The sequence below is a fragment of the Pseudotabrizicola sp. genome (assembly GCF_030684215.1).
Lineage (GTDB): Bacteria > Pseudomonadota > Alphaproteobacteria > Rhodobacterales > Rhodobacteraceae > Pseudotabrizicola.
Genome location: NZ_JAUXOV010000005.1, coordinates 1 through 2,873, shown reverse-complemented (window position 1 = coordinate 2,873; position 2,873 = coordinate 1). Strand labels below are relative to the sequence as shown.

The following is a 2,873-nucleotide window of genomic DNA, read 5'->3' as shown; positions in this document are numbered from 1 at the left end:
CTAATGAGACCAAGGCGCGTGCGTAACCCCATCAAGGCCACGGCCCGCGAGCCGATCAACAGGCCGGATACATATGAGCGATTTCCGAAGTCGTGCCAAATTCTCAATTGCGAACAGCAGCCGACACATACATAAGGGCCGGGCACGTTGCTGCGCCTGCGAAGGTTTCTCCGATGCTGCGGCCTTCCTGAATGTCGCTGAGGGCTCCTTGCGGTCATGCGGCGTCGCAGCATGGGCCGTGCCTTCGCGCGTCAGAGGCCATCGACGTGGTCCGGCCCTTTGTCGACGGCCGGCCCCCTCAGCTCGCTGCAGTGTGGCTTCGCCAGACCGGCCGATCATACTTGCCGCAGCGATCCTGGCCGATGAACGTCGCTGATGCGGCGCGACTCGTAAAATTCACAGCGCGGAAGAGAAAATCCGCATTGTCCTGGCAGGCCTTCGCGGCGAGGACAGCATTGCAGAGCTGTGCCGCCGAGAGGGGATCGCCCAGAGCCTGTATTACAGCTGGTCGAAGGAATTTCTCGAGGCGGGAAAGAAACGCCTGGCAGGTGATACGGCGCGCCAGGCAACCAGCACGGAGGTGAAGGACCTGCGCGCCGAGTCTCTGGCCCTCAAGGAGGTGGTCGCTGACCTGACCCTTGAGAACAGAGTCCTCAAAAAAAACACGAGCGGGGTTGGGGGCGACCGCGAATGAGATACCCGGCTTCCGAGAAGCTAGAGATCATCCGCATCGTTGAGCAATCCCACATTCCGGTCCGCCGAACCCTGGCCCAGATCGGGATCCCGCCCACGACCTTTTATCGCTGGTATGATCGCTACGTCGATCATGGCCCGGAGGGGCTGGAAGACCGCCCATCACGGCCGTCCAAGGTCTGGAACCGCATCCCGGACCCCGTGCGTGACAAGATTGTGGACCTGGCGCTCAACGAACCGGAGCTTTCCCCGCGGGAACTGGCCGTGCAATTCACTGATATAAAGAAGTATTTTGTATCAGAATCTTCCGTGTATCGATTGCTCAAGTCCTATGACCTGATCACCAGCCCTGCCTATGTCGTCGTGAAAGCCGCCGACGAGTTCAGGGACAAAACCATCAGGCCAAACCAAATGTGGCAGACCGACTTCACCTATCTCAAGGTGATTGGATGGGGCTGGTTCTACCTGTCTACCGTGCTGGATGACTTCTCGCGCTACATCGTGGGTTGGAAGCTTTGCACCAACATGGGGGCGGACGATGTCCGCGCCACGTTAGACATCGCACTTGCCACATCGGGATGCGACAGCGTCACCGTGCTGCACAAGCCGCGGCTGCTCAGCGATAACGGTCCCTGTTACATCGCGGGGGATCTCGCCAAATACCTCGAGACAAACGGCATGGATCACGTGCGAGGCGCGCCCAATCACCCCCAGACGCAGGGCAAGATAGAGCGCTGGCACCAAACCCTCAAGAACCGCATCCTGCTCGAAAACTACTACCTGGAGGGCGAGCTTGAGGCCGCCATCACCGCCTTCGTCGAGCATTACAACCATCGCCGATATCACGAAAGCCTCGGCAATCTGACACCCGCCGACGTCTACTTCGGGCGCGGCCCGGCAATCTTGGCAGAAAGGGAGAAGATCAAAACACAGACCATTCAGAACCGGCGCTTGATCCATCAGCGCCAAGCAGCATAACATCAACCAACAGAGCCGGAGCCCTCCAGACCAAAATCACGCCACCTGTTCCAAATCATTCGACGACGGACAATCAGGCCTACTTCAACCCGCCGACGCCCGAAGCGGTGGCGGCATAACAAAGGCGGAAAACCACTTAGAAAACGCCCAGACACTGTTCAGATCAACCGAACCATCTCTCATCGTCAGCGTCAGGTCAACCGAAACGTCGCCCCGGATGAGCCGGTGACTCCAAAGTCGGTGCGATGAAGGTGGCTGCAAGACCGGGGGAAGCTGTCGATCTCAATCACCTCGACCGGAACAGTAAAGGAGATTGCACCTATCGTCTCGAACTGCCGTTCGCCCATCCCGGTGACCCTGTCGTTCCTCATCATGCCAATGCCGGGCAATGGTCCCGCGAGCGACGGCTCTTCCACGAGACACAGCCACAAACGGTGGTCTCCGGAGACCGCAAGCGTTGTTTACGGTGCGATCCGGGCACAGCACTCCGGATCGGCGTTGCGGTGGTCTCACGACAAATCCTGATTACTGGCATTCCCGAGGGCCAGGCCACCAACGCGGGAACTGCTGTCTCCGGACCGCAGTCCGCAGTACAGAGTCCGGAGTCCGGGCCGTCGCATACGGTCATCATCCCTCGGGTCAGGTACGGCCTAAACCGCCGGGCTCCGGAAGCCGCCAGCGAAGCTTCAGCGGCGATAGGGCACAGCCCTCCGGATCGGCAGTGCGATGGTCGCGCGTCAGATCCCAGATGACCGGCACTCCTGAGCTCCAACCACCCATGTCCGGTCTGCCGTCTGGGGACCGGAGAAAGGAGTCCAAACTGTCTTGCACTGTCCTCCCCAGGGCGCCGCCGATTTTTAACTGGGTCTGCCGCCGCTGCGTCTGATGGGTCATGATCAGCGGATCGTGCCGCCCCATGCACGAGCCCGATTTCGAACATGGTGATAACCGGGTTGTCGAACGGGGAAGGGGGCCGGTCGGGGCTGAGGTGGGAGGCGTCCATCGAACATTCCCACGATAGGTTCCGGTGCCGACTTACGACATTGCTGGTTCAGTTCGGTGGCACGTCGGCACCCATCCTTGAAAGAGGTGCGCAGCCCAAGCCGCGGCCGATGGGCTGCGAGATGTCTCCATGTTGACTTGCAGGCGCAGTAGCCGACGCCGCTGCGCGCGTCGGCTCCATGTCGGAGAGGCCGAGGAAC

General features: G+C 60.4%; 1 protein-coding gene and 1 pseudogene. One reads left to right on the top strand and one right to left on the bottom strand.

Annotated features, from left to right (window positions below; translation table 11 throughout):
* Positions 1-382: 382 nt before the first annotated feature.
* A pseudogene (locus Q8K08_RS00095) lies at positions 383-1,671 on the top strand (IS3 family transposase); the annotation flags it as partial.
* A 191-nt stretch (positions 1,672-1,862) separates the two neighbouring features.
* Here Q8K08_RS00095 and Q8K08_RS00090 read toward each other — a convergent pair.
* Complete coding sequence (locus Q8K08_RS00090; RefSeq protein WP_305248768.1) at positions 1,863-2,045, bottom strand: hypothetical protein; 183 nt, start codon at positions 2,043-2,045, stop codon at positions 1,863-1,865.
* Positions 2,046-2,873 lie beyond the last annotated feature (828 nt).

Excerpts from the sequence above, each read along its gene's own strand:
- Q8K08_RS00090 (WP_305248768.1), bottom strand. The coding sequence starts at position 2,045 with ATGATGAGGAACGACAGGGTCACCGGGATGGGCGAACGGCAGTTCGAG.